The organism is Roseococcus sp. YIM B11640, assembly GCF_049727625.1.
GTDB lineage: Bacteria > Pseudomonadota > Alphaproteobacteria > Acetobacterales > Acetobacteraceae > Roseococcus.
In genome coordinates, this window is the sequence record NZ_JBBJOZ010000001.1 from 471,652 (window position 1) to 494,847 (window position 23,196).

The 23,196-nt window shown below is 69.1% G+C and carries 22 protein-coding genes; 10 read left to right on the forward strand and 12 right to left on the reverse strand.

What is annotated here, in order from left to right; genetic code table 11:
- Position 1 precedes the first annotated feature (1 nt).
- From WJM96_RS02430 to WJM96_RS02455, 6 genes are all read right to left on the reverse strand, one after another.
- Positions 2-1,570 (reverse strand): Na+/H+ antiporter, encoded by a 1,569-nt coding sequence (locus WJM96_RS02430; RefSeq protein ID WP_424810829.1) that lies wholly within the window; start codon positions 1,568-1,570, stop codon positions 2-4.
- A 21-nt stretch (positions 1,571-1,591) separates the two neighbouring features.
- Entirely contained in the window at positions 1,592-1,750 is a 159-nt protein-coding gene (locus WJM96_RS02435) for a hypothetical protein (RefSeq protein WP_424810830.1), read from the reverse strand.
- Between the two features lie 58 nt (positions 1,751-1,808).
- Positions 1,809-2,561 (reverse strand): SDR family NAD(P)-dependent oxidoreductase, encoded by a 753-nt coding sequence (locus tag WJM96_RS02440; protein WP_424810831.1) that lies wholly within the window; start codon positions 2,559-2,561, stop codon positions 1,809-1,811.
- Positions 2,562-2,637: 76 nt separating this feature from the next.
- The gene (locus WJM96_RS02445) at positions 2,638-4,140 is read right to left on the reverse strand and encodes a tripartite tricarboxylate transporter permease (RefSeq protein ID WP_424810832.1); all 1,503 of its coding nucleotides are present in this window, start codon (positions 4,138-4,140) and stop codon (positions 2,638-2,640) included.
- Positions 4,141-4,163: 23 nt separating this feature from the next.
- Positions 4,164-4,766, reverse strand: coding sequence for a hypothetical protein (locus tag WJM96_RS02450; protein WP_424810833.1), 603 nt, complete (start codon positions 4,764-4,766; stop codon positions 4,164-4,166).
- Positions 4,767-4,859: 93 nt separating this feature from the next.
- On the reverse strand, positions 4,860-5,798 hold the full coding sequence (locus tag WJM96_RS02455) for a Bug family tripartite tricarboxylate transporter substrate binding protein (protein ID WP_424811810.1): 939 nt from the start codon (positions 5,796-5,798) through the stop codon (positions 4,860-4,862).
- A 172-nt stretch (positions 5,799-5,970) separates the two neighbouring features.
- On the opposite strand from WJM96_RS02455, the gene WJM96_RS02460 reads away from it, so the two are divergent.
- The 3 genes from WJM96_RS02460 to WJM96_RS02470 are packed head-to-tail and all read left to right on the forward strand — an operon-like array spanning position 5,971 to position 8,851.
- The gene (locus tag WJM96_RS02460) at positions 5,971-7,146 is read left to right on the forward strand and encodes a M20 metallopeptidase family protein (protein WP_424810834.1); all 1,176 of its coding nucleotides are present in this window, start codon (positions 5,971-5,973) and stop codon (positions 7,144-7,146) included.
- Complete coding sequence (locus tag WJM96_RS02465) at positions 7,143-7,913, forward strand: creatininase family protein (RefSeq protein ID WP_424810835.1); 771 nt, start codon at positions 7,143-7,145, stop codon at positions 7,911-7,913. Before WJM96_RS02460 ends, WJM96_RS02465 begins: the two co-directional genes overlap by 4 nt.
- A complete protein-coding gene (locus WJM96_RS02470) occupies positions 7,910-8,851 on the forward strand; it encodes a ketopantoate reductase family protein (RefSeq protein ID WP_424810836.1) in 942 nt (313 codons plus the stop codon). Before WJM96_RS02465 ends, WJM96_RS02470 begins: the two co-directional genes overlap by 4 nt.
- On the opposite strand, the gene WJM96_RS02475 is transcribed toward WJM96_RS02470, so the two are convergent.
- Complete coding sequence (locus tag WJM96_RS02475) at positions 8,839-9,777, reverse strand: hypothetical protein (RefSeq protein ID WP_424810837.1); 939 nt, start codon at positions 9,775-9,777, stop codon at positions 8,839-8,841. The two genes, WJM96_RS02470 and WJM96_RS02475, sit on opposite strands and share 13 nt — an antisense overlap.
- 32 nt (positions 9,778-9,809) lie before the next feature.
- On the opposite strand from WJM96_RS02475, the gene WJM96_RS02480 reads away from it, so the two are divergent.
- Entirely contained in the window at positions 9,810-10,331 is a 522-nt protein-coding gene (locus WJM96_RS02480; RefSeq protein WP_424810838.1) for a cytochrome b, read from the forward strand.
- Position 10,332: 1 nt separating this feature from the next.
- On the opposite strand, the gene WJM96_RS02485 is transcribed toward WJM96_RS02480, so the two are convergent.
- The 3 genes from WJM96_RS02485 to secA all read right to left on the reverse strand — a co-directional run bounded on the left by WJM96_RS02485 (position 10,333) and on the right by secA (position 14,750).
- Positions 10,333-10,911, reverse strand: coding sequence for a glutathione S-transferase family protein (locus tag WJM96_RS02485; protein ID WP_424810839.1), 579 nt, complete (start codon positions 10,909-10,911; stop codon positions 10,333-10,335).
- A gap of 7 nt (positions 10,912-10,918) precedes the next feature.
- Positions 10,919-11,926 carry a Bug family tripartite tricarboxylate transporter substrate binding protein gene (locus WJM96_RS02490; RefSeq protein WP_424810840.1) on the reverse strand — a complete coding sequence of 336 codons (1,008 nt, stop codon included), beginning with the start codon at positions 11,924-11,926 and terminating at the stop codon, positions 10,919-10,921.
- A gap of 85 nt (positions 11,927-12,011) precedes the next feature.
- Positions 12,012-14,750, reverse strand: coding sequence for a preprotein translocase subunit SecA (gene secA / locus WJM96_RS02495; protein ID WP_424810841.1), 2,739 nt, complete (start codon positions 14,748-14,750; stop codon positions 12,012-12,014).
- 166 nt (positions 14,751-14,916) lie between these two features.
- Here secA and WJM96_RS02500 point away from each other — a divergent pair, with 166 nt between their 5' ends.
- The 5 genes from WJM96_RS02500 to WJM96_RS02520 are packed head-to-tail and all read left to right on the forward strand — an operon-like array spanning position 14,917 to position 19,472.
- Entirely contained in the window at positions 14,917-15,930 is a 1,014-nt protein-coding gene (locus tag WJM96_RS02500) for a peptidylprolyl isomerase (RefSeq protein WP_424810842.1), read from the forward strand.
- Positions 15,931-15,934: 4 nt separating this feature from the next.
- Positions 15,935-16,489 carry an NADPH-dependent FMN reductase gene (locus WJM96_RS02505; RefSeq protein ID WP_424810843.1) on the forward strand — a complete coding sequence of 185 codons (555 nt, stop codon included), beginning with the start codon at positions 15,935-15,937 and terminating at the stop codon, positions 16,487-16,489.
- A gap of 10 nt (positions 16,490-16,499) precedes the next feature.
- Positions 16,500-17,729, forward strand: coding sequence for a bifunctional glutamate N-acetyltransferase/amino-acid acetyltransferase ArgJ (gene argJ, locus WJM96_RS02510; RefSeq protein ID WP_424810844.1), 1,230 nt, complete (start codon positions 16,500-16,502; stop codon positions 17,727-17,729).
- Complete coding sequence (locus tag WJM96_RS02515; protein ID WP_424810845.1) at positions 17,710-18,660, forward strand: bifunctional GNAT family N-acetyltransferase/(deoxy)nucleoside triphosphate pyrophosphohydrolase; 951 nt, start codon at positions 17,710-17,712, stop codon at positions 18,658-18,660. Before argJ ends, WJM96_RS02515 begins: the two co-directional genes overlap by 20 nt.
- Before the next feature lie 29 nt (positions 18,661-18,689).
- On the forward strand, positions 18,690-19,472 hold the full coding sequence (locus WJM96_RS02520) for a competence/damage-inducible protein A (RefSeq protein WP_424811811.1): 783 nt from the start codon (positions 18,690-18,692) through the stop codon (positions 19,470-19,472).
- Here WJM96_RS02520 and WJM96_RS02525 read toward each other — a convergent pair.
- Positions 19,467-20,399 carry a peptidase M14 gene (locus WJM96_RS02525; protein WP_424810846.1) on the reverse strand — a complete coding sequence of 311 codons (933 nt, stop codon included), beginning with the start codon at positions 20,397-20,399 and terminating at the stop codon, positions 19,467-19,469. The genes WJM96_RS02520 and WJM96_RS02525 overlap by 6 nt on opposite strands.
- A gap of 32 nt (positions 20,400-20,431) precedes the next feature.
- Positions 20,432-21,595, reverse strand: a complete 1,164-nt coding sequence (gene argE / locus WJM96_RS02530; RefSeq protein WP_424810847.1) for an acetylornithine deacetylase — start codon at positions 21,593-21,595, stop codon at positions 20,432-20,434.
- A gap of 49 nt (positions 21,596-21,644) precedes the next feature.
- Here argE and WJM96_RS02535 point away from each other — a divergent pair, with 49 nt between their 5' ends.
- A complete protein-coding gene (locus tag WJM96_RS02535) occupies positions 21,645-23,180 on the forward strand; it encodes a M81 family metallopeptidase (RefSeq protein ID WP_424810848.1) in 1,536 nt (511 codons plus the stop codon).
- Positions 23,181-23,196: the final 16 nt, after the last annotated feature.

Sequence of the window (23,196 nt, forward strand, 5' to 3'; positions counted from 1 at the left end):
GTCATCCCAGCGCTTGGCGGAGGCGGCTTTCCTCGTAGTCGAACTCATGGCCGAGGCGCACGAGAAGCTCCTCGGGCAGGCCTTGGCGATGGCGGTACTCGCGGATCGCGGCGCGCGCGGCATCCAGCGCTTCCAGCCGCAGGGCGCGCCGCGCGGCGCGTTCGGCAGCGGCCGCGCCACCGCCCTTGCTGATGCGCTCGAGATGCGCGGCGCGGTCCTTGAAATCGCCCAGCAGGTCGCGCGCGATCGGGCCGTAGAGCACGTCGTCGGCGCGCGCCTGGATCGCGTCGCGCGCCGCCTGGGCGCCGATCAGTCGGGCCTTCGCCTCCTCCGGGTCGATGCCGTGAGGGTGCTGCGGCATGGCGAGGCCCAGCCGCTTGATCACCCATTCGAGCGTGGTGCCCTGCGCCACCAGCGTCGCGAGGATCGCGCAGAAGGAGAGGAAGATGATGATGTCGCGCTGCGGGAAGTCGAAGGGCAAAGCCAGCGCGGCGGCGAGCGAGACCACGCCCCGCATCCCCGCCCAGGAAAGCGCGATGGTGTGCGTCAGCGGCGGAGGCTCGATATGTCGGGCCAGGCTGTGGATCCGGCGCGGCAGCCACATGGCCGGAAGGATCCAGAGGAAGCGCGAGGCGATGAGCGCGAGCGAGATGGTGACGGCCAGCCCCAGCAGCGACCAGCCGCTATACTCGTCCAGCCGATCCAGGATGCCGCGGAGCTGCAGCCCGATCAGGATAAAGATCAGCGAGGTCATCACGAATTCGATGAACTCCCAGACGAACACGCTTTCGAGCCGCGTTCGCGCGGAGAAGACCCGATGCTGCGCCTGGCCGAACATGATGCCAGCGGTGACCACGGCCAGCACGCCCGAGAGATGCAGCGCCTCCGCCACGAAATAGGTGGCGAAGGCGCCGAGGAAGGTCAGCGTGGTCTCCAGCAGCGTTTCGTTGAGCCGCGCGATGATCCAGAGGGCCAGCCAGGCCATGGCATAGCCCACCGCGATGCCGCCGACCCCGACGAGAAAGAAGGTGCCCACCGCCTCGGCCGGGGCAATGCTGCCCACCGCCATCGCGGCCACGGCAAACCGGTAGATGACGAGGGAGGAGGCGTCGTTGATGAGGCTTTCGCCCTCCAGCACCGTGACCAGCGTGCGCGGCAGGCGGACGCGCTTCAGCACGGCCGAGGCGGCAACGGCATCCGGCGGCGCAAGGATGGCGCCGAGCGCGATGGCGGCCGCCCAGGGCATGTCTGGGATCATCATCCGTGCCACGGCGCCGATGGCGAAGGCCGTGAAGACGACGCACCCGACCGCCAGCAGGAGGATGGTCCGGATGTTGCGCCGGAAGGCGGTCCAGTCGGTGCGGAAGGCGCTGGAGACGAGGAGCGGTGGGAGGAAGAAGGCCAGCGCGATCTCGGGATCCAGCCGTACGCGCGGAAGGCCGGGAATGAAGGCAATGGCGATGCCGCCCAGGATGAGCGCGACCGCATAAGGGATGCCGGCGAGCCGCGCGAGGACAGCCAGCACTACGCAGAAGCCCATCAGGATGAGAAGGGTCTCGACGATCAGCATGGGAGGGTCTTCCGCCGCTGCTCAGCGGCGCGGCAGGACGACGCATGCCAGGACGATGATGGCGATGAGCAGCACCGTCATCATGCCCTGGACGACAGTGTAGTTCGGCGAATCCGGTGCCACGAAGTAGGCGGCCACGCTGCCGCCGGCGATCAGAGCGATGCGAACGAGCCAAGCCATGGGGACCTCCGCCGCAAAGACTGCCACGCCGGGAGGGGACCTGTCATGCATAGGCGAATCAATGGGAAAACCGGCGCGTCCCACCATCCACGTGGATCACTTGGCCCGTGATGTACCGGGCGAGCGGCGAGGCCAGGAAGGTGGCCAGCACCGCGAGATCCCGGGCCTCGCCGATATAGCCGACGGGAACCTCCTTCTCGGCCCATTCCTGTTGGGCCTCCGCCGTCGGCAGGATGCGTTGGTCGATCTGTTCGGAATGGATGCGGCCGGGCGGGATGGAATTCACCGTGATCCCGTCGCGCCCGAGCCGGCGGGAAAGCGCCTTGGCCCAGATGTGCACGGCCCCGTTCGGCGCATTGGCCGCGTTGATGTTGTGCGGCTCGTCCTGGCCCGTGATGTTGACGATTCGGCCGTAGCCCGCGGCCTGCATGGCCGGGATCAGCGCATGGGCGATGCGGCGGCCGGCGTGGAAGTTGATCTCCATCGCCTGCATCCAGGCCTCGTCGCTGCCGAGGTCGGTCTGCGGGCGGGAGCTGCCGGCATTGTTGATCAGGATGTCGCAGCGGCCGAAGCGGCCCAGCACGGCGTCGCGGATTCGCTCCGCCGCCCCGGGGGCGGTGAAGTCCTGTTCGATGAGCAGCGGCTCCGCACCCTCCGGCATCTCCGCGGCGAGGGCTTCGAGCAAGGGGCGACGGCGCGCGAGGATCGCCATGCGGCAGCCCTCGGCCGCGAGCTCGGCGGCGATGGCGCGGCCCAGCCCAGCGGACGCCCCGGTGACGAGGGCGACCTTGCCCTGAAGCTGCAGATCCATCGAACAAGCCCCCGAAAAAGAAAACGCCCCGGAGGTTGCCCTCCGAGGCGCCGATGTTGAAGTGGGTGGCGGGGCCTTATTCGGCCATCGCCTTTTCCTTGCCGTGGCGGATCGTCGGCAGCGCCATCAGGATCAGCGCGATGGCCGCGATGCCCAGCATGGTCGCCGAGATCGGCCGCTGGACGAAGATCATCCAGTCGCCGCGCGAGAGCAGCATGGCGCGGCGCAGGTGCTCCTCCATCATCGGACCGAGCACGAAGCCGATCAGCAGCGGCGCGGGCTCCATCCTCAGCTTGTTGCAGACATAGCCGAAGACCGTGAAGACGATGGTCATGTAGACGTCGAACACGTTGTTGTTCAGCGAGTACACGCCGATCGAGCAGAACACGAGGATCGAGGGGTAGAGGAAGCGGTAGGGAACCTGCAGCAGCTTCACCCACATGCCGATCATCGGCAGGTTGATGACGAGCAGCATGAGGTTGCCGATCCACATCGAGGCGATGAGGCCCCAGAACAGATCCGGCTGCGCCTCGACCATGCGGGGGCCCGGCTGGATGCCCTGGATGATCAGCGCGCCGACCATCAGCGCCATCACGGCGTTGGACGGAATGCCCAGCGTGAGCAGCGGGATGAAGCTGGTCTGCGCGGCGGCGTTGTTCGCCGACTCAGGACCGGCCACGCCCTCGATGGCGCCGTTGCCGAACATGGCCCGGCCCTTCGACATCTTCCGCTCCATCATATAGGAGCCGAAGGCCGCCAGCGAGGCGCCGCCACCCGGCAGGATGCCGAGGAAGCTGCCGACGATGGTGCCGCGGAGAACCGCGGGGGTCGCGCGCTTGAACTCTTCCTTCGTGAGCCAGAGCTGGCCGACCTTGGTGCTCAGCACCGAGCGGGATTCCGGACGCTCGAGGTTCAGCACGATCTCGGCGATGCCGAACATGCCCATGGCGATGGGAACGAAGCCCAGGCCGTCCGAGAGCTCAGGAATGCCGAAGGTGAAGCGCTGCTGGCCGGTCTGCACGTCCGTGCCGACGAGGCCGAGCGCCACGCCCAGCACCACCATGCCCACCGCCTTCACGATCGAACCCTGCGCGAGCACGCAGGCGATGATCAGGCCCAGCAGCATCAGCGAGAAGTAGTCAGCCGGGCCGAAGCTCAGCGCCACCTGCGTCAGCAGCGGGCCCGAGGCGGCGACCAGGATGGTGGCGACCGTGCCGGCGAAGAAGGAGCCCAGCGCGGCCGTGGCCAGCGCCGCGCCGGCGCGGCCGTTGCGGGCCATCTTGTAGCCCTCGAGCGTCGTCACGACGGACGACACCTCGCCTGGCAGGTTCAGCAGGATGGCTGTGGTCGAGCCGCCGTACTGCGCGCCGTAGAAGATGCCGGCGAGCATGATGATGGCGGTGGTGGCCGGGAGGCCGAAAGTGATCGGCAGCAGCAGCGAGATCGTCGCCACCGGACCGATGCCCGGCAGCACGCCGATCGCGGTGCCGATCAGGGCACCCAGAAGCGCGAAGGCCAAATTCTGGATGCTGAGCGCGACACCGAAGCCGTGCAGCAGGTTTGAGACAAGAAGTTCCATGGTCGCTTTTCCCTATCCCGCTGTTACCACTGCGGCCACAGATTCACGCGGATATCGAGTTCGTAGATGAACACCCACCAGCACATCACCAGCAGGAAGACGAGCAGCCCGAAGACGCCCTTCTTGGTGTGCGTATGCTCGGCGACGCAGCTCAGCAGGATCAGGCCGGTCAGCGCGGCGAAGAAGCCGCCCTGCTCCAGCAGCAGTCCGAAGAGGGCCATCGCGGCGCAGATGATGGCGAGCAGCTTCCATCCCGGCGATGCCGCCATGACGAGGAAGCCGACGAGGATGCCGAGGCCGACCGCGTTATAGGTCTGCCCGAAGAAGCTCCAGATGCTCGGCGAGACCTTATAGACGATCACGCCCACCACGATGCCGGCGATGAGCGTGCCGGTGTCCATCCCGGTCCACTTCTCGAGCGGATCCGGCCCGCTGAAGAAGGAAATGCCGACGACGGCCAGGCCCAGCAGCGCCTGGATCCAGAACACCATCATGGGCATGTAGCCCGGACCCATGCGGCGGGCGGTGCCCAGGCTGTGATCCGTGTTCAGATACAGGCCGACCAGCGCGATCACGATGAGGAGCAGGCCTGAGGCCAAATCCTTCCCGTTCAGCTTCAACTTCATAAATTAGGTACTCCCCCGACTTGGGCCGGCAACTTCCGGCATTTCGTCTAAACTGCCAAGCTCGAACCGCAAAATCTGATACGATGTTACTTTTTACCCAGGTTTGGCGCCAGTTTCGCGAATGAGCGGTGCCCAGGCAGCGAACTCCGCGCTCACGAAATCGGCGTATTCTTCCGGACTGAGTTGTCCTGGCGTACCGCCGAATTCATTGAAGCGCGCCCGGGTCCCGGGCGCGGCCAGGATGTCCCGGACCTCGCCCGACAGCCGCGACACGACGGCGGGGGACATGCGGGCCGGTCCGGAAAGGCCGAACCAACTGCTGGCCACGACGTCGAAGCCCTGTTCGCGCAGCGTCGGCACGTCCGGGAAGGACGGGTGCCGTTCCGCGCTGCTCATCGCGATGGCGCGGACGCTGCCCTGGCGGATATGCGCCGCGGCCGAGGGCAGGCTGTCGCTCATCAGCGGCACCTGGCCGCCGATGACGGCCGTCATGGCCGGGCCCGCACCCCGGAAGGGCACATGGTTGAGGTCCTGGCCCAGGAGCTGGCCGAGCCGGACGATCAGAAGGTGGTTCGAGGAGCCGGAGCCGCTGCTCGCCATGTCCAGCGCCCGGGCGCGGTGGTGGCGGGCGACGTCTTCCATGCTGGCAAGGCCGGAGCCGGGGTGGGCCACGATGACCGAGGGGTTCTGCGTCAGCAGCGCGATGTGGCTGAAGTCCCGCACCGGATCGTAGCGCAGATTTCCGTATAACGTCGGCGAGATCGCGTGGCTCGCGATGTTCGATAGGACGAGGGTGTAGCCGTCGGGTGAAGCCTGCGCGACGGCGAGGCTTCCAAGGGACGCCCCGGCGCCCGGGCGGTTTTCCACCACCACGGGCTGGCCGAGGCGCTCCTGAAGGGGCGTCGCGACAAGCCGCGCGATGAGGTCCGTGGTGCCGCCGGGCGCGAAGGGAACGACGAGCCGGATCGGCTGGCTGGGCCAAAGCGTCTGCGCGCGCGTCGCCACCGGGAGCAGAAGCCCGGCCGCTTGCATCAAGCTGCGTCGCGCGAAAGTCAAAAAAATCTATTCCCTTTTATTCAATTTGTCCGGCAACCAGACATTCCCCGCATTCGGCTATGGCATGGTCGCTTAGCGGGGGCAAGCGCGTCTGGACAGCGGAAATCGACGGGGGAAGATTATTGCAACGCACCAGAATGGACCGGACATGCTGACCAACGACATTGCCGCGCGCATCCGAGAGCACGCCGCGGAGATCGAGCCGCGCCTCATCGAAATACGCCGCGACATCCATGCGCATCCCGAGCTGGGCTTCGAGGAGGTGCGCACCGCCGGCATCGTCGCCGCGGAGCTGGAGCGCATGGGTATCGCGCCGCGCACGGGCGTGGGTGGGACGGGCGTGCTCGGCGTGATCGAGGGCGGGCGCCCTGGGCCGACGCTTGCCATTCGCGCCGACATGGATGCGCTGCCGATCCAGGAGGAAACCGGTCTTCCTTACGCCAGCCAAGTCGCGGGCAAGATGCACGCCTGCGGACATGACATCCACACGAGCACGCTGCTGGGCGTGGCGGAGGTCCTGAAGGGTCTCGCGCCCAATCTCGCGGGCCGCGTGTTACTGGTCTTCCAGCCCGCCGAAGAAGTATTGGGCGGCGCGAAGGCGATGATCGCGGATGGCGCGGCGGAGGGCATCGACATCGCGCTCGGCTTCCACAACCACCCGGAAATGGAAGTCGGCAGCTTCGGCTATGTGCGAGGCTATTCGCTCTCCGCCGCCGACAAGTTCGACATCGTGCTGCGCGGCAAGTCCGGCCATGCCGCGCATCCGGACGCGGCGGTCGATCCCATCGTGGGTGCGGCGCATATCGTGACGCAGCTGCAGACGGTGGTGAGCCGCGAGCAGAACCCGATCCATTCCTGCGTCGTCACCGTCGGCATGTTCCAGGGCGGCACCACGCACAACATCATCCCCGAGCGCGTGACGCTGAAGGGCACCGTCCGCACGCTGCACCCCAAGGCGCGCGAGACGGCGGAGCGCGCGATCCGGCGCCTGGTCGAGACCTCGGCCGCCGCGATGCGCATGGAGGCGACGATCGAGTACACGCGCCTCTGCGGCGCTCTGTATAATGACGATCGCGTGCTGGAGCCCGCCATCGCATCTGTCGCCACGCATTTCGGCCAGGAGCTGGAGAACAGCGACCCCTCGATGGGCGCCGAGGATTTCTCCGAATTCGCCTCCCGCGCGCCGGCCTTCCACCTGCGCGTGGGCTCCGGCGCCGAGGGCCGGGAGGACCGGCTGCACAACGCCTTCTACCAGCCGGACGAGCGCTGCATCGCGCTCGGCGTGCAGGCGCTGTCGCGCATCGCCACGGATCTGCTGAAGTGAGGATCGCCGAGCTCGCCGCGCCGGAAGTGGCGCGGCGCATCGCGGCGGGGCACGCCGTGCTCATGCCGCTCGGCAGTACGGAGACACATGGTCCCGCGCTGCCGATGGGCGACTACCTGTTCGCCGAGGCCATCGCGCTACGCATCGCGGAGGCGACCGGCGAGGCGCTGGTCCTGCCACCGCTCGCCTTCGGCGGGGCCGACTTCTTCCGGGGCGTCCCCGGCGGCGTGGCGCTCAGCCCCTCGACGCTGACCGAGGTCGTGACGGAGATGCTGGTCGCGCTGCACGAGGGCGGCGCGAAGCGCATCCTTATATTGAATGGGCATGGCGGGAACATCGCTTCCATCGAGGAGGCGCAGCGCCGGCTCCGGCATGGCCACGGCGTGGTCGCGCCCGTGCTGCACTTGTGGAAGTCTGCCGGGGGTTGGCAGCAGGAGCTGGGCGGCAAGGCGGATGCGCTCGGCCATGGCGGCGACCCGATCGCCTCCGTCGCGCAGCATCTGCGCCCCGATCTTTGTGTGCCCGGGGCGATGAAGCCGCGCCAACCCCTGCCGCCCTTCCTGGGCCTGCCGGTCAGCGGCTTCGGGACCATCCGCGCGGCGGGCGTGGATATCGGCGTGCCGATCGAGCTGGAGGAAGTGGCGGCCGGCGGCGTCGCGGCGGCGGACCCGTCGGGCGCCAGCGCCGATCATGGCGCGCGCATCGTCGCGCGCTTCGTCGAGGCGGCCAGCGCGCTGCTGGCCGCCATGAAGGATCACTCGAAATGAAGATCACCGTTTTCGGCACCGGCGCCATCGGCAGCCATGTCGCCGGCCGCATGGCGAAGGGCGGCAAGGCGGAGGTGAGCGTCGTCGCCCGCGGCCCGCAGCTCGATGGCATCCGGGCCAACGGCATCACCGTCGAGACGCCGGACGAAACCTTCAACGTCAAGGTCCGCGCCGAGCAGGACCCGGCGAAGCTCGGCGCCCAGGACGCCGTGGTGGTCACGGTGAAGGCGCCTGCGCTGGGCAGCGTGGCCGAGAGCATCGCGCCGCTGCTGGGACCCGACACGCCCGTCGTCTTCGTCATCAACGGGATTCCCTGGTGGTGGAACGACGACCTCGCGATCCTCGATCCCGGCGGAGCCGTGCGCTCGAAGATCGGCCTCGCCCGCACCATCGGCGGCGTCGTCTGGTCGGCCTGCACCGTGACGAGCCCGGGCACCGTGAAGGTGCAGAGCGTCAGCAGCCGCGTGGCCTTCGGCGAGCTCGACGGCAGCGCCTCCCCTCGCGTGCAGGAGATCGCGGCCGTGCTGGATGCGGGCGGGATGGGCGGTGTCGTGTCCAGGGACATCCGGACGGATATCTGGACGAAGCTGCTCAACAACCTCGCGAACGGGCCGATCTGCCTGCTCTCGCGCCGGGACATGAAGAGCACCTTCGACGAGCCGGTGATCCTGGACACCGCCTTCGCCGTGCTGCGCGAGGGGATGGAGATCGCCAAGGCGCTCGGCCATCCTGTGCCGGGCGAGCCGGAGAAGCTGATGCAGCGCTCCGTCGGCATCGCGCACAAGCCCTCCATCCTGCAGGATCTGGAGCAGGGGCGGGCGCTGGAGTTCGACGCGCTCTTCACCGTCCCGCTGCAGCTGGCGCGCCAGGCCGGGGTGAAGGCGCCGATGCTCGAGCTGATGGTGGCCCTCGCGCGGAAGAGCGCCTATCCGGCGTAGCCGCGCGGCAATTCCTGCTGGCCGAGAACCCAGCCCTCCCAGCGCCGCACGGCTTCGTCCTCCGGGATGAAGTCGGGCTGCGCGCCGTCGATCACGGCGATGAGTGCGAGCAGGCCGAGGGTGCAGTCCAGCCGGTCCTCGCCCGCCGGATCGGCGCCGAAGCCATCCGCGATGGCCGCGGAGAGCGCAGGCTCCGGCCTGGCGCACAAGCGGGCCATCGCTTCGCGCAGGGGCTCCGCGAGGGTGAGCCGCGCGGCGCGGTCGCGCTTGCTGCCGCGCAGCCGCAGGCCGAGCTGCCGCAGCGCCTCCGCCGGGTATACCTCCGCCACTGCCAGCCGCCCGGCGCCGAGCAGCCCGTGCAGCGGCCCGGCGAAGGGCCAGAGCCCGATGGGCGCGCCTTCCGCCAAAGCGGGCGCCAACCAGTCGCGCCAGGCGGACAGCCCGGCCTTGCCCGATTGGTTGGCGCCCAGCGTCCAGAAGGGCGGCGCGCCGGCGGGGCGCAGCGCGGTGGCGCTGTCGCACCAGCGATGCAGTGCCTGGGCGTCCGGCAGGCCGAGCGCGGCGGCGTGGCTCGCCCGCGTCATGCCCTTCAGGCCCCGGCGCGGGTAGAAGGGCGCCTCGAGGCCCACGGTCTCCAGCGTCTCGTTGACCGTGAAGAAGCGCGCATCGCCCGCGCGGGCGCGGAGGAATTCCACGAAGCCCGGCTCCGGCCGCCGTGCCGCGTAATGGCGCGGCACGCCGAGCGGCAGGTCCAGCCCCAGCGCGGCCGGCACGCCCTCCCGCAACAGATCCCCGGCGAGGCGGCCGAGCTCAGGAACCGGCCTCGGTGCCTCGACCCGCCAGCCGCCGGGGCTGGATCGGGCGACGCAGGCCCAACGTTTGCCGGGCGCCACCGACCAATCCGCGTGCGCCGCGATCAAGCCCATGCCAGGATGGTCCGGACATCGGGGGCAGGGCGATGGGTTACGGCACGACGGCCAAGTGGTTCCACTGGATCACCGTGGTCCTGATGGCGGTGGCGCTGCCCACCGGATTCGTGATCCAGCACATCGCCGAGGATCACAAGATGGCCTTCTACGCGATCCATGAGAGCGCGGGGCTCACCATCCTGATCGTGGCGGCGCTGCGGCTCTGGTGGAAGGTGAAGCATCCGGTGCCGCTCGACCCCGGCCTGCCGCCGATGCTGCGGGTGGCGGCGAATTCCGTGCATCACCTGCTGTATGTCGCGCTGATCCTGCAGCCGCTGCTGGGCTTCTTCACCACCAATGCCTTCGGCTTCCCCCTGCGCGACGACACGGCCTACCTGGGCTTCATCAACTTGCCGAAGTTCATGGAGGCAAACGAAGGCCTGGCGAATGCGCTGCTGGCGGGTCACGTGTGGCTCGGCTGGACGATCCTGCTGCTGCTTTGCGCCCATATCGGCGGCGTGATCTTCCATCAGGCGATCCGGAAGGACGACACGCTGCTGCGGATGGTGTGAGTCAGGCCGGCAGTTCGTAGCCCATGGCCTTCTCGGCCTCGATGGTCCTTTGCACCGCCGCCCGCGCCATCATGCGGTCGTAGTGCGCCTCCAGAGCCGGGAAAGTGCCGGCCGGCTGGCCGAGCGAGTTCCGGAAGCGCCAGAAGAGCCGGAAGAGGTGAATGTCCGCGATGGAATAGGCGCCGACGCACCATTCCCGCCCGCCAAGCTTCTCTTCCACGATGCGGTAGACGGCCACCGCGTGCTCCGTTCCCAGGCGCCGCGCCGGATGCACGCTGGAGGCACAGAAAGACATCCAGGAGACGACATGCGCCTGCTCCTCGGCCCCTTCAGGCAGCAGCCGGGCCTCGGGAAAGCGGCGGGCGAGGTAGAAGAGGATGCCGGCCACTTCCGTCAGCGGACGCCCGTCGACCAGCAGCGTGGGCACCTTGCCGGCCGGGTTGATGGCGAGGAATTCCGGGGTCTGCGTCTCCTTCCGGTCGAAGGAGAGCTGCACCGTCTCGAAGGCCGCGCCGACCTCGTGCAGCGCGATATGCGCGGCCATGGAACTGGAGCCGGGCGAGAGATAGAGGCGCAGCATGCCCGGATCAGTCCTCGGCGCGGATGTTGTTTTCGCGGGCCACCGTGCCCCAGCGGTTGTAGTCGGCCAGCATGACGCGGCCCATGGTGTCGGGCGGGCCACCGCCGGTCTCGTCGCCGCGCCCGGCCGAGCGCTCGCGCAGGCCATTGTCGGCCAGGGTCGTGTTCAGCGCCGCGTTGAGGCGCGCCAGGATGGACGCGGGCGTCTTGCGCGGGGCGAACAGGCCGATCCAGGAGGTGAAGCTGAAATTCTCCAGTCCCTGCTCGGCGGCGGTGGGGATCTGCGGCAGGGCGGGGCAGCGCGTGGCGCCCGTCGCCAGGATGCCCGTCACGGCGCCGGACCGGATCTTGGGCGCCAGGCTCGCCGCGCCCTCGAAGAGCAGCTTCACCCGCCCGGCCGTGAGCTCATGGATGGCGGCCGAGGAGCCGCGCACCGGGATATGCGTCAAGGCGGGCTCGCCCAGGCGCTCGCGCAGCAACTCCATGGCGAGGTGGCAGAGGGTGCCGGTGCCGGGTGAGCCATAGGGGATGCCCTGGCCGCCCTGCGCCGCGATCCAGCTCCGAAGCCCCGCGAGGTCCCGCACGCCGATCGAGGGGTGTGCGGCGAGGATCAGGGAGGTTTGCAGGATCATGCCCACCGGCGCCATCTCGCGCGGGTCGAGCGACATGCCCTCCATGGTGTGCGGGTTGATGGCCATGGGAGCGATATTGCCGACCAGCAGCGTGTGGCCGTCGGGGCGGGCGGACATCACGGCCTCCGTCCCCGAATTGCCGGACTCCCCGCCGCGGTTATCCACCTCCACCGGCACGCCGAGGGCGGTCTGCATCCCGGCGCGGATCATGCGGGCGGCGCCGTCGGTGCGGCCGCCGGGCGGAAAGCCGACGATGATCGTGATCGGGCGGGAAGGATTCCAGGCCGCCTGGGCCTGAACCGCGGTCTGGGCGCGCAGGGCCGGCGCGAAAAGTGCGCTGCCGGCCACTGCGAGGGCAACGCGGCGCTCCAGCGGCGCGCTCATGCTGACATCTCCCTGGGGGACCAAGTTCCCGTGTTTCCATTTTGTAACAAAAACACGGAAAAGCGCCAAGAAGGGATCGTGTGTCTCAGCTCTTGCCGTGGCAATGCTTGTACTTCTTGCCCGACCCGCAGGGGCAGGGGGCATTGCGGGGCGTGCGGTCCCAGGTGGAGGGATCATTGGGATCGACCTCCTCGACCATCACCCGCTCGGTCCGCTCGCCGGCCGCGGCCCCGTAGGCGGGGGCGGGGCCCGCCTCCATCGCGTATTCCTCGGCGGGCGCGGGGTGGCGCATGTCGGTGACGACCACGGGCTCCGGCATGGGCGGCGGCATGTTGGGCGCGAACTCGGCGCGCATGAGGATGGCCGTCACGCGCTCGCGCAGCTCCTCCAGCATGCCGTTGAACAGCACGAAGGCCTCGCGCTTGTATTCGTTCAGCGGGTCGCGCTGGCCATAGGCGCGCAGGCCGATGCCCTGGCGCAGGTGGTCAAGCGCCAGCAGATGCTCCTTCCACACCTGGTCGAAGATCTGCAGCAGGACGGATTTTTCGACCATCCGCATGAATTCGGGACCGACATTGGCGGCCTTGGACGCGGCGAGCTGGTCGGCCGCTTCCTCGATGCGCTCGCGCACCTGGACCTCGTCGATGCCTTCCTCGCGGCCCCAGGCGACGACCGGCAGGTCGAGGCCCAGCACGTCGCGCGTGCGCTTCTCCAGCCCCTCCAGGTCCCACTGCTCGGGATAGGCATTCTCGGGGATGGCGCGGCGGACCATGTCGTCGATGGTCTCGGCGCGCATCTCCTGGATGGTCTCGGCGAGCTCGTTCGCCTCCATGAAGCTGCGGCGCTGCGCGTAGACCTCGCGCCGCTGGTCGTTCATCACGTCGTCGTATTTCAGGACGTTCTTGCGCATGTCGAAGTTGCGGGCTTCGACCTTCATCTGCGCCTTCTCGAGCGCCTTGTTGATCCAGGGATGGATGATGGCCTCGCCTTCCTTGAGGCCGAGCTTCGTCAGCATCCCGCCCATGCGGTCGCTGCCGAAGATCCGCATCAGGTCGTCTTCCAGCGAGAGGAAGAAGCGGCTGCCGCCGGGGTCGCCCTGGCGGCCGGAGCGGCCTCGCAGCTGGTTGTCGATGCGGCGGCTCTCATGCCGCTCCGTGCCGATGACGAAGAGGCCGCCGGCGGCCTTGGCGATCGGCTTCGCGGCCTCGACCTCGGCCTTGTGGCGGGCTAGCGCCTCCTCGAAGCCCTCGCCTTCGCTGCCGTCCTCGTTGCGGGGCACCTCGGCGCGGGCCAGCATCTCGGCATTGCCGCCGAGCTGGATGTCCGTGCCGCGGCCGGCCATGTTGGTCGCGATGGTGACGGCGCCCGGGCGGCCGGCCTGGGCGACGATGCCGGCCTCCTGCTCGTGGTAGCGGGCGTTCAGCACCTGGTGGGCGATGCCGCGCTGCTTCAGCAGGCTGGAGATCAGCTCCGACTTCTCGATGCTCGTCGTGCCGACGAGGCAGGGCTGGCCGCGCTCCTTGCACTCGCCGATGAGCTTGATGACGGCCTCGTACTTCTCCATCGCCGTGCGATAGACCTCGTCATCCTCGTCGATGCGCGCGACGGGGAGGTTGGTCGGAATCTCGACCACTTCGAGCTTGTAGATCTCCGCGAACTCGTCGGCCTCGGTCGCGGCCGTGCCGGTCATGCCGGCGAGCTTGGGGTAGAGGCGGAAGTAGTTCTGGAAGGTGATGGAGGCGAGCGTCTGGTTCTCGGGCTGGACGGTCACGTGCTCCTTGGCTTCCAGCGCCTGGTGCAGCCCGTCCGAGTAGCGGCGGCCTTCCATCATGCGGCCCGTGAACTCGTCGATGATGACGATTTTGTCCTGCCGGACCACGTATTCCACGTCGCGCTTGAACAGCACGTGCGCACGCAGCGACTGGTTCACGTGATGGACGATGGAGACGTTGTGCGGGTCGTAGAGGTTGCCCTCCGTCAGCACCCCGGCTTCCTCGAGCAGGCGCTCGATATCCTCGCCGCCCTTCTCCGTCATGGCGACCGTGCGCTGCTTCTCGTCCTTCTCGAAGCGCTCCTCGTCCTTCACGAACTCGGCCATCACCATGTCGACGCGGCGGTAGAGGTCCGACGTGTCCTCGGTGGGGCCGGAGATGATGAGCGGCGTGCGCGCCTCGTCCACCAGGATCGAGTCCACCTCGTCCACGATGGCGTAGTAGAAAGGCCGCTGGACCATCTCATCCAGCCGGTACTTCATGTTGTCGCGCAGGTAGTCGAAGCCGAACTCGTTGTTCGTGCCGTAGGTGATGTCGGCATTGTAGGCTTCCCAGCGCTGCTGGTCGCTCAGCCCGTTCACGATCACCTTGGTCGTGAGGCCGAGGAAGCCGTAGAGCTTGCCCATCCATTCCGAGTCGCGTGTAGCCAGGTAGTCGTTGACCGTGACGACATGCACGCCCTTGCCCGCGAGCGCGTTGAGGTAGACCGGCAGCGTGCCGACCAGCGTCTTGCCCTCGCCGGTCTTCATCTCGGCGATCTTGCCGTCGTGCAGGACCATGCCGCCGATGAGCTGCACGTCGAAATGGCGCATGCCCATGACGCGCTTCGAGGCCTCGCGCACCGTGGCGAAGGCCTCGATCAGGATGTCGTCCAGATCCTCGCCCTGGGCCAGGCGGCGCTTGAATTCGGCCGTCTTGCCCCGGAGCTCCTCGTCGGGGAGGGCCTCCATCTGGGATTCCAGGGCGTTGATCGCGGGGACGCGCGCCTCGTACCGCTTCAGCGAGCGCTGGTTCGCGGAACCGAAAATGGCACGGGCAAGACGGGAGAACATGAGTGGCGAAACTCTCCGGGAACCGCGCGCGGACGCGCGGATAGGGGGCGGGTGACAGGTAGGCGCGGCATGCCGCCGGGTCAACGTGCCGAAACTCCCGAAGGCCAGCCGGGTTGTGGGGCGCGAGCCCTTCCGCCATTGTCCGCCCACCCAAGGATCGCGAATCATGAGCCCCCTCTCCCGGTTGCTGCTGGCCTCCCTCCTGGTCACGCCCTGGGGCGCGCTGCCGCCTGCCTTCGCGCAGGGCACCCGCCCGGCGGCGGCCCCTCCGGCCGCCACGCCGGCCCCGGCCACCCCCCCGGCGGCCACCCCTCCCGCCGCCGCGCCCGCGGCCCCGGCCGGGGAGCCGAATCCGGTCGTAGCCCGCGTGAACGGCGAGGAAATCCGTCTCGAGGATGTGATTTCCGCCGCCGCCGAGGCCATGCCGCCCGAGCTGCGGCAGGTCCCGGCTGCCACGCTCCGCAGCATGCTGCCCCCGCAGGTTTTCGAGCAGCTGGTTGACCGCGCCATCAGCGACCGTGCGCTCGTCCAGGCCGCCCGCCGCGACGGGCTGGACCAGGATCCGGAGGTGCGCCGCCGCCTCCGCCTGGCCGAGGAGAGCGAGCTGCGCGATACCCTGCTCCGCCGCGAGATCATACCTCGGATCACCGACGAGGCGCTGCGCGCCCGCTACGAGCGCGACGCCGCCGGCCGCCCGGCCGAGGAAGAGGTCCATGCCCGCCACATCCTGGTGGCCAACGAGGCGGATGCCCGCACCATCCTCCAGGAAATCCAGCGGGGCGCGAATTTCGAGGAGGTCGCCCGCCGCCGCTCGACCGACCCGGCCTCCCGCAACGGGGGTGACCTCGGCTTTTTCCGGCGCGGCGACATGGTGCCCGAGTTCGCCACGGCCGCCTTCGCCCTCCAGCCCGGCCAGGTGAGCCCGCAGCCGGTCCGCACCCAATTCGGCTGGCATATCATCAAGGTGGAGGAGCGCCGTAATTCCCGCGGGCCGAGCTTCGAGGAAAGCCGCGATACGCTGCGCCAGACCCTGATTCAGGAGGAGGTGGAGGCCGCGGTGCAACGCTTCCGCTCCGCCGCCCGGATCGAGCGGCTGGATGCCCCTCCGGCTGAAGCGCCCGCCCCGGCCGTCCAGGCCGACCCGCCGGCGCCCGCGCGAGCGCCGCAGCCCCGGAGGTAGCTCCATGAAGGTTCTCGCCATCTGCGGCAGCCTCCGCGCCGCGAGCTACAACCGTTCCCTTCTCCGCACCGCCGCCGAGCTGGCGCCCGCGGGGATGGAGGTGGAGATGGCCGAGATTCGCGGCATCCCCGTCTTCGACGAGGACCTGGAGAAGGAAGGCATGCCCGAGGCGGTCGCCGAACTGCGGCTGCGCGCCAAGGCGGCCGACGGGCTGCTCATCGGCTGTCCCGAGTATAATTACGGCATCGCCGGGCCGCTGAAGAACGCCGTCGACTGGCTGTCCCGCCCGCATGGAGAGCCCAGGACGCCCTTCATCAACCGCCCGGTCGCGATCCTGGGCGCCTCCATGAGCCTGATCGGAACGGCCCGCGCCCAGGCGCAGCTGCGCCAGACGCTGCAGGGCTGCGGCGCGCTGACCATGCCCTCGCCGGAGGTCTACGTGATCCGCGCGCAGGACAAGTTCGACGCCGAAGGCAAGCTGACCGACCAGCAGACCCGCGATGCCGTGGGCCGGCTGATGGCGGCCTTCGGCACCTGGATCGCCAGATTGAAGGGCTGAGTTCGACGACATGACCACCGCCATCTCCCCCCTCGCGCTGCCGCTGCCGGAAATGCCGCCCGTGGCGGGTGCCGAATGCGCCAGCATCGCCGCCGGCATCCGGTACAAGGCGCGCGAGGACATGACCGTCTTCCGCTTCGCCGCCGGCACCACGGTCGCGGGCGTCTTCACCATGAACAAGTGCCCCGGCGCCCCCGTGGACTGGTGCCGCGCCGCGCTCAAGGGCGGCAAGGCGCGGGCGCTGGTGGTGAATGCCGGCAACAGCAACGTCTTCACCGGCCGCGCCGGCCGCGAGACCTGCGAGCGCACGGCGGCCGAGACGGCCAAGCTCATCGGCTGCAAGCCCAAGGAGGTCTTCATCGCCTCCACGGGCGTGATCGGCGAACGCCTGCCGACGGACGTGCTGCTCGCCGCCCTGCCGGGCGCCGTGGGCAAGCTGGAGGCCGATTCCTGGCAGTCGGCGGCCAAGGCCATCATGACCACCGATACCTTCCCCAAGGGCGCGACCCGGACGGCGAGGATCGGCGATTCGACGGTGACGATCTGCGGCATCGCCAAGGGCAGCGGCATGATCGCGCCAGACATGGCGACCATGCTCTCCTTCATCGCGACCGACGCGAAGATCCCGGCGGCCGCGCTGCAGAAGCTGCTGGTGAAGGCCAATGCCAAGAGCTTCAACTGCGTGACGGTGGACAGCGACACCTCCACCTCCGACACCGTTCTGCTCTTCGCCACCGGCCAGGCGAAGCACCCGCGGGTGCCCGCGGAGGGCGGCCCGATGCTGAAGGACTTCGCCCGAGCCCTGGGCGAGGTGCTGCACGAGCTGGCGCTGATGGTCGCGCGCGACGGCGAGGGCGCGCAGAAGCTCATCACGGTGGACGTGACGGGTGCGGTCAGCGCCAAGTCGGCGCACCGCATCGCCATGGCCATCGCCAATTCGCCGCTGGTGAAGACGGCGATCGCGGGCGAGGACGCCAATTGGGGCCGCATCGTCATGGCCGTCGGCAAGGCGGGCGAGCCGGCGGACCGCGACAAGCTCTCCGTCGCCGTCGGCGGCACCTGGATGGCGCGCGAGGGCGGCGTCATCCCCGGTTATGATGAGGCGCCCGTCGTTGCGCACATGAAGGGCCGCGAGGTCGAGATCACCGTGGATATCGGCCTCGGCACCGGCAAGGCCCGCGTCTGGACCTGCGATCTCACGCATGGCTACATCGATATCAATGGCAGTTACCGCAGCTGATCTTCCCATCGTGACCGAGCGGCTCGAGCTTCGGCGGCTCGAGCCCTCGGATGCAGCGGCGGTGACGCGGCTGGTGAACGACTACTCGGTCGCGGGCAACCTGGCCCGCGTGCCCTTCCCCTATCGCGAGCAGCTGGCGCTGGACTGGATCGCTTCCGCGGGCGAGCAGATCGATTCGGGCGACGCCTATCACCTCGCCATCACGCGGGACGGCGCCCTGGTGGGCTGCATCGGCCTCACGCTCAAGCGGAACGCGCTGCCCGAGATCGGCTACTGGGTCGGCCGCAAGTTCTGGGGACAGGGCGTGGCGGGCGAGGCGGGCGCGGCGCTGCTGGGCTGGGCGGAGGAGAAGCTCGGGGTCTCGGAGTTCGAGGCCAGCGCGCTGACGGACAACCTCGCCTCCCAGGCGGTGCTGCGGAAGCTCGGCTTCGAGGAAGCCGGGCCGGGCGTGCAGCAGTTCCTCTCCCGCAACCGCAACATGCCGGTGACCATGTTCCGCCGGAAGGCGGCACAACGCCCCGCGCCGGCGGCCAAGCCCATCCTGCTCGTCGTCGCCTGCGCGCTGGTGGATGGCGACGGGCGCGTGCTGCTGGCGCAGCGCCCCGAGGGCAAGACGCTCGCCGGCCTCTGGGAATTCCCGGGCGGCAAGCTGAACGACGGCGAGACGCCCGAGGCCGCCCTGATCCGCGAGCTGCAGGAGGAGCTGGGCATCGAGACGCATGAATCCTGCCTCTCGCCGCTCTTCTTCGCGAGCCATGCCTATGCGAAGTTCCACCTGCTGATGCCGCTCTACATCTGCCGGAAATGGCAGGGGAGGGCGACGCCGAAGGAGGGCCAGCAGCTCGCCTGGGTGCGGCCCGACAAGCTGCGCGACTATCCGATGCCGCCGGCGGATGAGCCGCTGGTGGCGCTGCTGCGGGATTTCCTCTGACGGGCAGAGGCGGAAGGGATACGAGAATGCTGAATCCGACGGCCTGCCTGCTCATCATCGGCAACGAGGTGCTGTCCGGTCGCACGCGCGACGCCAACCTGCAATTCCTCGCGACCCGGCTGGGCGAGCTCGGCATTCCCCTGCGCGAGGTGCGCGTGATCCCCGATGTGCCGGACACGATCATCTCGACCGTGAACGAGGTGCGCGCCAAGTACGACCATGTCTTCACCACGGGAGGTATCGGCCCGACCCATGACGACATCACCAGCGAATGCATCGCCGCCGCCTTCGGCGTGCCCTGGGCCGTTCATGAGGAGAGCCGCGCGCTGATGGCGGCCGACTATGCCCGCCGCGACCCGCCGGTGGAGATGAACGCGGCGCGGCTGCGCATGGCGACCCTGCCGCTCGGCGCCGTGCCGATCCGCAGCGAGATCACCAGCGCGCCCGGCTTCACCATGGGCAATGTGCATGTGATGGCGGGCGTGCCGCGCATCATGCAGGCGATGTTCGAGGTACTGGCGCCGACGCTGGTGGGCGGCGTGCCGGTCGTCTCGCGATCGGTCCATGCCGTGGGTGTCTTCGAAGGCAATATCGCCGAGGGGCTGGAGGCGATTCAGAAGCGCTTCCCCGATCTCGACATCGGCAGCTACCCCTTCTATCGCCCCGTGCCCGGCGCGACCGGCTTTCCCGGCGGCGGCGTGGCGCTCGTCTCCAAGGGCATCTCGCTTCCGGATGTGGAAGCCGCGACGGCCGAGATCACCGAGATGCTGAGCCGGATGGGTGCGGACCCCATCCAGGGCGAGCCTTCATAGCCGCGCGAAGCGGATCGCCGTCTGGCCTGGCTGCGTCAGCAGCATGGGCATCACCAGCACGCAATCGTCATGCGGGGTGCGGATCTCGCGCCCATCGTCATGCGCGATCAGCGTGCCGCGCTCCGGCACCACGGCACCGCCGCGCCAGGGCTTGGCGAAGATGAAGTCGCGGCCGCGAGCGGTCACGGTTTCCGTCACATGGGCGATGCGCGGGGGCTGCAGCGGCGCGAGCGGCGCGGGCACCACGCTGGTCAGCGCCAGGAGGCGGCGGGCGATGCGATCCATCCGGGCGACGGTCTCCGGCTCCCAATGCCATCCGGCCTCGATGAGAAGGGCACGCCCCGTGCCGCCGGGAGCGGCGAAGCGGCCATAATCCACGATGCGCTTGCCCGCCTCGTGCCCTTGGTCGGCGACGACCAGCATGGGCTCGGCCAGGGCCGTCGCGAGGTCCAGCGCCCGCGGCAGGCCGTTGGTGAGGGTGAGCGGATCGGACGGCCAGAGCATGGAATGCAGGTCCAGCACCACGTCGGCCGTATCCAGCACGGGGCGGATCTGCCGTGCGCGCCGCAGCTCGCTGGAATCGCGCTTGCCGTCCAGCAGTTCCGGGGCCCAGACGCGGTTCAGATCCTCGTCGAGGAAGCGGGTGACGGTGGGGTCGTCGGGATCGAAGCGGCTGAAGGCTTCGAGATTGCCGAAGACGAGCGAGAGGCGCCCGCGCGAGGGACGAAGACCGGCGCGCAGGAAATTGTCCAGCACCACAGCGCCCGCAATCTCGTTGCCATGCGTGACGCCGACGATGCACACATGCGGCCCCTTCACCCCGCTGCCGAAGCTCCATATGCCCGGCCCGGCATTGCCCTCCAGCCAGGGCCGGATATCGGGGGTGCGCAGCCGCAGCGTCTGCCGGGGCGCCCCCGCATCGCGCATCAGGGCCTCCAGTGTGGGGGGCAGGTGCGGCCTCATGCCGGATCGCGGCTCTGGTCGGCGATGAGGCGGGAGAGGAAGTCGCAGCAGGCCATGAGCTGCGATTCGGCGATCCATTCCTCGGGCTGGTGCGCCTGGGCGATGTCACCGGGGCCACAGACGATGGCGGGGATGCCGGCACGCTGAAAATAACCCGCTTCCGTTCCGTAGCTCACGAAGCCCGCCGCATTGCTGCCCGAGGCGCGCTGCACGAGGCTCACCAGCGGATGCCCTTCTTCGAGGCCCAGCGGCGGCGCCAGGGCGCGCGGCGTCACGCGGAACGCGGCTTGCGGGTGCACGGCGCGGAGGCGCGGCATGATCGTGGCTTCGATATGCGCCGTGAAGCGCTCGAGGATGGCGTTCGCGTCGTCGCCGGGCACGGCGCGGATCTCGAAGGAGAATTCCGCGCGGTCCGGCACGATGTTGAGCCCGGTGCCTGAATGGAAGATGCCGGTATGGATCGTGGTGTAGGGCGGTTCGAACCCCGCCACCCGCCGCCCCTCGCGCGCCTGGACGCGCGCGGCTTCCGCCAGCCAGGCGACGGCCTCGGCCGCCGCCATCAGCGCATTCGCCGTCTCATGCGCGCGGGACGAGTGGCCGGAGAGGCCGGTGATCACGGCATCCCAGCTCGCATAGCCCTTGTGCGCGATGATGGGCGTCATGGAGCTCGGCTCGCCCACGATGCAGAGGCCAGGTGGTGGCGCATCCGCGCCGAGCTCGTCCATCAGACGTTCGGCACCGCGGAAGGTCGTCTCCTCGTCATGGGTGAGGCAGATGTGGAGCGGCCGCTTCAGCGGTGCGGCCAGCATCTCGGGCACCATGGCGAGGATGCAGGCGACGAAGCCCTTCATATCCGTCGTGCCGCGGCCCGTGACGCGGCCATTCCCGCGCCGCAGGACGAAAGGATCGGCCAGCCAGTCCTGCCCCTCCACCGGCACGCAGTCCACATGGGCGGAGAGCGCGAGCCCCCCAGCGACGCGCGGGCCGATGATGGCGTGGAGATTGGCTTTCTCGCCTTCCATCGTCACGCGGCTATCGATGCCTTGGGAGGCGAGTTCGCCGCGCACGAATTCGATCAGCGGCGCATTGCTCCGCGCGCTCGTCGTGTCGAAGCCGACGAGGGTTTCCAAAAGGGACAGGACGCGCGCGATTGACGTCATGGAGGGAAGCTTATCCACTCGTAGCCTCGCGTCCATCCGGGGGATTCAAGTGAAGCAGGCGCCACGTATCGCCATCCTGGGGTTGCATCTGGAGGCCAATGCCTTCGCGCCGCCCACCGTGCTCGAGGATTTCGAGTGTCTTTGCATCGCGCGCGGCGCGGCGATGACGGAGCTGGCGCGCGCCGAATCCTCGACGCTGCCGCTGGAGGTGACGGGTTTCTACCGCCGCATGGACGAGACGGGCGGCTGGACGCCCTGCCCCGGCCTGGTCGTGGCCGCGCCGCCGGGCGGGCCGATCGCGCAGGCGGTGTTCCTGGCATTCCTCGACGAGATGCGAAGCCGCCTGGCCGCCGCGCTGCCGGTGGACGGCGTCTATATCGGCAGCCATGGGGCGAGCAGCGCGACCGGCGACGAGGACAGCGACGGCACCATGCTGGCCATGGTCCGCGAGGTGGTGGGGCCCGGCGTGCCCATCGTCGTGACGCATGACCTTCACTGCAACGTCAGCGAGAAGCTGGTGGAGAACTGCGACGCGCTGATTGCCTATCGCACCAACCCGCATGTCGACATGCTGGCGCGCGGCGCCGAGGCGGCCGATGCGATGCGCGAGTTGCTGACCGGCATGCGGACCGCGAAGGCCTTCATCCGCCTGCCGCTGACGCCGCCCTCCGTCACGCTGCTGACGGCCGAGGGGCCCTATGCCGACCTGGTGCGCGATGCCGAGGCCATCATGGCCGAGGATCCCGCCATCCTGAACGCCAGCGTCACTGGCGGCTTCACCTTCAGCGACCTGCCCAAATGCGGCATCACCGTCACCGTGACGGCGCGCGACGGCGACATGGGCGCGGCCCGGCGCGCCTGCGCGAAGCTGGCCCGGCGCGGCTGGGCCGAGCGCGCGCGACACACGCGCCGGCTGCTGAGCCTGGACGAGGCCGCGGAACTCGCGCTCGCGGCGGGGCGGGGAGAGGTCGCGCCCGTCATTTTCTCCGATGCCGGCGACAATCCGGGCGGCGGCGGGCGCGGCAGCACGGCCTATACGCTCCGGAAGCTGCATGAGGCGCGGGCACCGGGCGTGGTGCTCGGCCTCTTCGTCGATCCGGCGCTGGCGGCCGAGGCGCAGGGACTGGGCGAGGGCGCGCATTTCCACGCCGTCTTCAACCGCGAGCCAAGCGAGTTCTCCGAACGCTTCGAGAGCGGCGCGCGTGTGCTGAAGACGACGGACGGCCAACTCGTCGGCCGGCGTGGCTCCATGGCCGGGAGACGCTTCGACCTCGGCCCGACCGCGCTGCTGGAGCTGGACGATTCCGGGATGCGTGTCGTGGTCATCAGCCTGCGCCGGCAATGCCACGAGCCACGCACGCTGGAGATGCACGGGATCGACATCGCCGCCGCGAAGACGATGGTGGTCAAGAGCCGCGGGCATTTCCGCGCGGGCTTCGACGAATTCTTCCCGCCGGACCGCGTCTTCGAGGTGGACAGCGCCGGGCTCACCAGCCCGGTGCTGACCAACTTCACCTGGCGCCGCCTGCCGCCGGCCTGGCCGCTGAACCCGGATGCCGTGTGGACCGATCCGGGCTGGAACTAGGCGAACATCGGCCCGG